Origin of the sequence: Tepidimonas fonticaldi, from assembly GCF_007556755.1 — a bacterium.
Classification (GTDB): Bacteria; Pseudomonadota; Gammaproteobacteria; order Burkholderiales; family Burkholderiaceae_C; genus Tepidimonas; species Tepidimonas fonticaldi.
The window spans coordinates 1-6,938 of record NZ_VJOO01000054.1 but is presented as its reverse complement, the minus strand read 5'-3'; the positions used below and the strand labels follow the sequence as shown (position 1 = coordinate 6,938).

General features: G+C 70.4%; 5 protein-coding genes. 2 read left to right on the top strand and 3 right to left on the bottom strand.

Going from position 1 to position 6,938, the window contains the following annotated elements; translation table 11 throughout:
• Positions 1-742 (top strand): cell envelope integrity protein TolA (gene tolA / locus Tfont_RS14000; protein WP_143969898.1); only part of this gene is annotated, 742 nt, incomplete at its 5' end.
• Here the strand turns inward: tolA and dnaE are convergent.
• From dnaE to Tfont_RS13985, 3 genes are all read right to left on the bottom strand, one after another.
• Positions 743-4,312: a DNA polymerase III subunit alpha gene (gene dnaE / locus Tfont_RS13995; RefSeq protein ID WP_143969897.1), complete on the bottom strand. Its 3,570-nt coding sequence runs from the start codon at positions 4,310-4,312 to the stop codon at positions 743-745.
• Positions 4,313-4,355: 43 nt separating this feature from the next.
• Complete coding sequence (locus tag Tfont_RS13990; RefSeq protein ID WP_143969896.1) at positions 4,356-4,910, bottom strand: flavodoxin family protein; 555 nt, start codon at positions 4,908-4,910, stop codon at positions 4,356-4,358.
• Positions 4,911-5,006: 96 nt separating this feature from the next.
• On the bottom strand, positions 5,007-5,729 hold the full coding sequence (locus Tfont_RS13985) for a pirin family protein (RefSeq protein ID WP_068610536.1): 723 nt from the start codon (positions 5,727-5,729) through the stop codon (positions 5,007-5,009).
• Between the two features lie 111 nt (positions 5,730-5,840).
• Here Tfont_RS13985 and Tfont_RS13980 point away from each other — a divergent pair, with 111 nt between their 5' ends.
• The gene (locus Tfont_RS13980; RefSeq protein WP_143969899.1) at positions 5,841-6,821 is read left to right on the top strand and encodes a LysR family transcriptional regulator; all 981 of its coding nucleotides are present in this window, start codon (positions 5,841-5,843) and stop codon (positions 6,819-6,821) included.
• Positions 6,822-6,938: the final 117 nt, after the last annotated feature.

The following is a 6,938-nucleotide window of genomic DNA, read 5'->3' as shown; positions in this document are numbered from 1 at the left end:
GTTCGGCCGAGGCGACCGTGGTTGTCTCGCGCTGCCATGCCAAACCCCAGGCCAGCGCCAGCGCCAGCAGCCCGTGGGCCAGCAGCGCCAGCGCGAGGAGCAGCGCCGCCGCGAGGAAGCCCGCCGCCTGGCCGAGCAACGCGCCGCCCAGGAGAAAGCCGCCCAGGAGAAAGCCGCCCAGGAGAAAGCCGCCCAGGAGAAAGCCGCCCAGGAAAAAGCCCGGCGGGAGAAAGCCGAACGCGAGAAGGCCGAGCGGGAAAAGGCGGCCCGGGAAAAGGCCGCGCGCGAACAAGCGCAACGCGAACAGGCCGCCAAGGCCAAGGCGGCGCAGGAGAAGGCTGCCCGTGAGCGCGCCGAGCGCGAGCAGGCGCAACTGGAGGCCGAGCGCCAGCGCAATCTGGAACGCATGCTGGGCCAGGCCCATGCCACCGGTGGCGCGCAGGCCCGCGGCACGGCGGAGCGCGACGCGGGCCCCTCGGCCAGCTACGCCGGCCGGCTGGTGGCGCACATCCGCCCGAACATCGTCTTCGCCGACACCGTGCCGGGCAATCCGCGCGCCGAGGTGGAGGTCCGCACCCTGCCCGACGGCACGATTCTGAGCAGCCGGCTCCTCAAGTCCAGCGGCCACCGCGCCTGGGACGACGCCGTGCTGCGCGCGATCGAGCGCACCGCGCGCCTGCCGCGCGACGAAAATGGCCGCGTGCCCCCGACGCTGATCCTGGGTTTCCGGCCCAACGAGTGATCAGTCGTACACGACTTCGGCCCGCTGCTCGTGCGCCTGGGCCATCCAGCGCGCCAAGGCGGCATCGGTCGGGTAGAAGCTGGCGCGGTCGTCCAATTGCAGCTCGCAGCGCGCCGTCTCGCGCCAGACGGCCAGCCGCACCGGCAGCGCGCGCAGCAGCTCGCCGTGCTCGGTCGTTTCGCGCTGCGGCGGGAAGTCCCGCACCACGGCGGCGATGTCCGGCGCCCGGCCGTTGACCGCCACGCGCAGGTATTTGCCGAAACGGCAGCGGGCCGTCGGCAGATCCCACAATTGCTGCACCTTCAGCCGCAACCCGCCCGAGAATCGGTCTGGCTGCGCCAGCACCTGCGCAATGACCAGTTCGTCGTCTTTGAGCAGGTTGCGGTGCGCCTGGATCAGCCCCTCGTCGGCGGTGGCCTCCAGCACGGCGCTCTTGTCGTCCAGCTTGAAGATGGCCACCTTGCCCCGCTGGCCGTTGATGACCCGCAGGTCGCCCACGATGCCCGCGACCAGGAACGGCTCGCGGCTGTCCACGACATCCGCCAGGCGCACCTTGGCAAAGCGGCGCACCTCGGCCTCCACCTCGTCGAACAGGTGGCCGGAGAAGTAAAACCCCAGCGCGGCCTTTTCGTGCGCCAGGCGTTCCTTGACCCCCCAGGGCAGCGCGTCGACCAGCGGCGGCGCCTCGGCGGCGGAGCCGTGCCCGCCGTCGCCCAGCGCATCGAACAGCCCGCCCTGCTGGGCGTTGGCCTCCTGGGCGGCGGCCCACTCGAAGGCGCGGTCCAGCGAGGCCAGCAGCGCGGCGCGGTTGAGGTGCAGGCGGTCGAAGGCGCCGGCCTTGATCAGCGCCTCGACCGTGCGCTTGTTGACGCGCGAGCGGTCCACGCGCGAGCAAAAATCGAACAGGCTGGCGAACGGCCCCGCGACGTGCCCGCTGGGCCCCACGCCACGGCCCTCGCGCGCCGCCACGATGGCGTCGATCGCCTGTTGGCCCGTGCCCTTGACCGCGCCCAGGCCGTAGCGGATCTCGCGGTCACTAACCGGCTCGAACCGGTAGGTTCCGCGGTTGATGTCCGGCCCTTCGAAGCGGATGCCAAAGCTCTGCGCATCCTCGACGAGCACCTTGAGCTTGTCGGTGTCGTCCAGCTCAATGGTCATGTTGGCGCAGAAGAACTCGGCCGTGTAGTGGACCTTCAGCCATGCCGTGTGGTAAGCCAGCAGCGAGTAGGCCGCCGCGTGCGACTTGTTGAAGCCGTAGCCGGCGAACTTCTCCATCAGGTCGAAGACCTCGTCGGCCTTGTCCTGGCTGATGCCGTTTTTGGCCGCACCCTCGCGAAAGATCTCGCGGTGCTTGGCCATCTCCTCGGGCTTTTTCTTGCCCATGGCGCGGCGCAGCAGGTCGGCGCCGCCCAGGCTGTAGCCGCCCAGCACCTGGGCGGTCTGCATGACCTGCTCCTGGTAGACCATGATGCCGTAGGTCTCGGCCAGCACCGGCTCCACCAGCGGGTGCGGGTACTCCACCGGCTCGCGGCCGTGCTTGCGCGCGACGAAGCTGGGGATCAGGTCCATCGGGCCCGGGCGGTACAGGGCGTTGAGGGCGATCAGATCCTCCAGCCGGGTGGGCTTGGCGTCGCGCAGCATGCCCTGCATGCCGCGCGATTCGAACTGGAACACCGCCTCGGTGCGTCCCTGCTGGAACAACTCGTATGTGGCCGCGTCGTCCAGCGGAATGCGCTCGAAGGCGAAGTCGCGCTGATCCGGGTGGCGCGCGACGATGAAGTCCTTGGCCAGCTCCAGGATCGTCAGCGTCGCCAGGCCCAGAAAGTCGAACTTGACCAGCCCCACCGCCTCGACGTCGTCCTTGTCGTACTGGCTGACGGTGGAGGTGCTGCCGGGCTGCTGGTACAGCGGGCAGAAGTCGGTCAGCTTGCCCGGCGCGATCAGCACGCCGCCGGCGTGCATGCCGACGTTGCGCGTCAGGCCCTCGAGCTTTTGCGCCAGCTCGATCAGCTGGCGCACCTCCTCCTCCTTCTGCACGCGCTCCGCGAGCAGCGGCTCCATCTCGATGGCGTAGTTGTTTTTGTCGCCGTCTTTCTTGGGGTTGGGCGGGTACTGCAGCGTGACGCTCATGCCCGGCTTGTTGGGCACGAGCTTGGAGATGCCGTCGCAAAAACCGTAGGCGAAGTCCAGCACCCGGCCGACGTCGCGGATCGCGGCGCGCGCCGCCATGGTGCCAAAGGTGGCGATCTGGCTGACCGCGTCCTTGCCGTACTTGTCCTTGACGTAGTCGATGACGCGGTCGCGGTTGGTCTGGCAGAAATCGATGTCGAAGTCCGGCATCGACACCCGCTCGGGGTTGAGGAAGCGCTCGAACAGCAGGTTGTAGCGCAGCGGGTCGAGGTCGGTGATCTTCAGCGCGTACGCCACGAGCGAGCCCGCGCCGGACCCACGCCCCGGCCCGACCGGGCAGCCGTGCGTCTTGGCCCACTGGATGAAGTCCGACACGATCAGGAAGTAGCCCGGAAAACCCATCTTGACGATGGTGTCGAGCTCGAAGTCCAGCCGCTGCAGGTAGCGCGGGCGCTCGCGGTCGCGCTCGGCCTCGTCCGGGTAGAGGTGTTGCAGCCGCTCCTCCAGCCCTTGGCGCGAGACGTGGCGGAAGTAGGCCTCGGTGTCGAGCTGGCGGCCGTCGACCGGCGGAATCGGAAAATCCGGCAGGCGCGGCTTGCCCAGCGTCAGCGTCAGGTTGCAGCGGCGCGCGATTTCCACCGTGTTGGCCAGCGCCGACGGCAGATCGGCAAACAACGCCGCCATCTCGGCCGCGGACTTGAAGTACTGCTCGCGCGTGAAGCGCCGCACGCGCTTGGGGTTGGCCAGGATTTCGCCTTCGGCGATGCACACGCGGGCCTCGTGCGCCTCGTAGTCCTCCGGGGCCAGAAACTGGACCGGGTGCGTGGCCACCACCGGCAGGCCCAGCCGCGCGGCCAGCGGTACCACCGCCTGCACATGGCGCTCGTCGTCCGGACGGCCGGCGCGGTGCACCTCCAGGTAAAACCGGTGCGGAAAGGCCTGCGCCAGGCGCAGGGCGCATTCGGCGGCGCGGGCCTCGTCACCGGCCAGCAGCGCATGCCCCACCGGGCCCGCGGCGCCGCCGGAGAGCAAGATCAACCCCTCCGAAAGCGACTGCAACCACGACCAGCGCACGAAGGCCTGGTCACGCACCACCCCCTGGGTCCAGGCGCGGGCCAGCAGTTCGCACAGGTTCAGATAGCCCTGGTGGGTTTGCACCAGCAGCAGCACGCGCTGCACGGCGGGCGTGGGCCCGCCAGCCGGCGGGGGGACGCGGGTGTCACCCTCCAGCCCCTCCAGGTTCACCTCGGCGCCCAGCACGGGCTTGACGCCGGCCGCCCGCGCCGCCTTGTAGAACTTGACGCCCCCAAACAGGTTGTTGAGGTCGGTGATGGCCAGCGCGGGCTGGCCGTCCGCGGCGGCGCGCTCGATCGCATCGTCGATGCGCGTCGTGCCATCGACGACGGAAAACTCGGTGTGCAGGCGCAGGTGGACGAACATGCGCCCGATTGTAGGGAGCGGACCGCCGCCCGCCCCCGGGTCTTCAGCCCCGCAGGCGGGCCGTCACCGCGGCCACGCGCTGGCCGAACAGGCGGGCGGTCTCCAGGTCACCCGGCAGCATCTCCTGCGCGCTGGCGTCCGACGGCGTGGTGGCCATGGCACCGGCCGACGAGCCGACATAGTTGACGTCGTTGCGCTGCGCGGCCTTGGCGTTCGACGGCATCAGGCCGGTGCCCACCCAGATGCCGCCGTGCTGCATGGCCAGCGTGAACAGGTAGTGCAGGGTGGAGAGCTTGTCACCGTTCATGGTCGCGCTGTTGGTGAAGCCGGCAAAGACCTTGTCCTTCCACTTCTGCACGAACCAGGCCTTGCTGGAGGCGTCGGCAAACTTCTTGAACTGCCAGCTCACGTTGCCCATGTAGGTCGGGCTGCCCATGACGATGGCGTCGGCCGCGTCGAGCTGCTCCCAGCCGCCTTCGGGCAGGTTGCCGTCGGCATCGATGGCCAGCAGTTGGGCGCCTGCGCCTTCGGCAACGGCCTGTGCCATGCGTTGGGTGTGGCCGTAGCCGGAGTGATAAACGACGACGATGTGAGACATGAGCAAACTCCTTCAGGACGATGAACGCCCCCCCGGTGGGGGCGACGAGCGATCACCCGCGGGTGATCGGAAAAATCGGACACCGGCGCGGGGGCATCAGCGCGCCAGATCGAACAGCAACACCTCGGCATCCTCACCGTTGGCGAGGGTGACGGCCGGCTCGTCGGCCACCATGGCGGCATCCCCGCGGCCAAACGGCTGGCCGTTGATGGCGATGCGCCCGCGCACCACGTGCACATAGGCCAGCCGGCCGGGGGCCAGGGCATGCGTCGCCGACTCCGCCCCGTCAAACAGCCCGGCGTACAGCGCCGCGTCCGCGTGGATGCGCACCGGCGGATCGTCGCCGCCGGCCAGGGCTTCGGCCCGTTGGACCGGCACCGCGATCGGCCACAGCCGCCCGCGCTTGCTGGCCGCGGAAAAGGCCTTCTGCTCGTAGCCGGGGTCGATGCCGCGCACATTCGGCTCGATCCAGATCTGCAGCAGATGCGTCGGGCCCTGGTCGTGGTTGAATTCGCTGTGCATCACGCCGCGGCCGGCGCTCATGCGCTGCACCTCGCCGGCGCGGATGGTCTCGACATGGCCCATGCTGTCGCGGTGTGCCAGCTCACCCCCCAGCACGTAGGTCACGATCTCCATGTCCCGGTGCCCGTGCATGCCGAAGCCCGCCCCCGGCGCGATGACGTCTTCGTTGATCACGCGCAGATTGCCCCAGCCCATGTAGCGGGGATCGAAATAACCGGCAAACGAAAACGAATGGTGGGTCTGCAACCAACCGTGGTCTGCGTAGCCCCGCTCCTGACTGGCGCGCTTGGCGATCATGGCATGCTCCCGATGGGGGTGGCGATGGCTGAACTGTAGGGCGCCCGGCATGGGCCTGCGGCGCACGGGGTTTGATGGCATCATTCAAATCGTTTGAATACCGAACGCCAGATGCGCCCCCAGCCCCCGACCCCGACCGCCCACGCGGCGCGGGCCGCCCTCGGCCCGGACCAGCTCGCCCTGCTGGCGACCATCGCCCGCTGCGGCAGCTTTGCCGCGGCCGCGCGCGAACTGGGCCTGGTGCCCAGCGCGCTAACCTACCGCGTGCGGCAGATCGAGGACGCGCTGGATGTGCTGCTGTTCGACCGGCGCGCGCGCCGCGCCCAGCCCACCCCCGCCGGCGAAGAGCTGCTGCGCGCCAGCGAACACCTGCTGCGGGAATGGGACGCGGTGGCGCAACGCGTGCGCCGCGTCGCGACCGGGTGGGAGTCGGAACTGACCATCGCCGCCGATGCCGTCATCGACCCGCGCACCCTGCTGGAGCTGTGCGAGGCCTTTTTTGCGCTGGGCGCGCCCACCCGCTTGCGGCTGCGCAGCGAGACGCTGTCGGGCACGCTGGAGGCGCTGCTGACGGGCCAGGCGGACCTGGCGCTGGGCGTGGCGCTGGACCGCCCCCCGGGCGGCGACGTGCGGATGGAGCTGCTGGGCGAGGTGGCCTTCTGGTTCGTGGTGGCGCCGTGCCATCCGCTCGCCGACGCGCCCGAGCCGCTGACGCCGCACCTGATCCGGGAGCACCGCATCGTCGCGGTGGCCGACTCGGCCCCGCGCGGCGGGCTGACCTTCGGGCTGCTGCCCGGCCAGGACGTGCTGACCGTGCCGACCATGCAGATGAAGCTGGAGGCCCAACTGCGCGCCCTGGGGTGCGGCTGGCTGCCCCAGCCCCTGGTGCAACCGTATCTGGATGCCGGCCACCTGGTCCTGCGCCAGACCACGCTGCCGCCGCGCACCGCGCGCACCGCCTACGCCTGGCGGGCCGGAGCGGCCCGGCGGGGCGCCAGCCGCCCGGTGGGCCCGGCGCTGCAGTGGTGGCTGCAACGACTGGCCGAACCCGTGACCCGCGAGGCCTTGCTGATGCGCCGACCGCGGGGCTGACCGTGGGGTCCCCCGCCACGGCCAGCCCCCCGCGCCGGCCGCCGTGGCCCCGCGGTCTGGCCCCGCGGTCTGCTAGATTGCGCCCCATCCCCCATCCGAAAGCCCGCCATGCCCCGC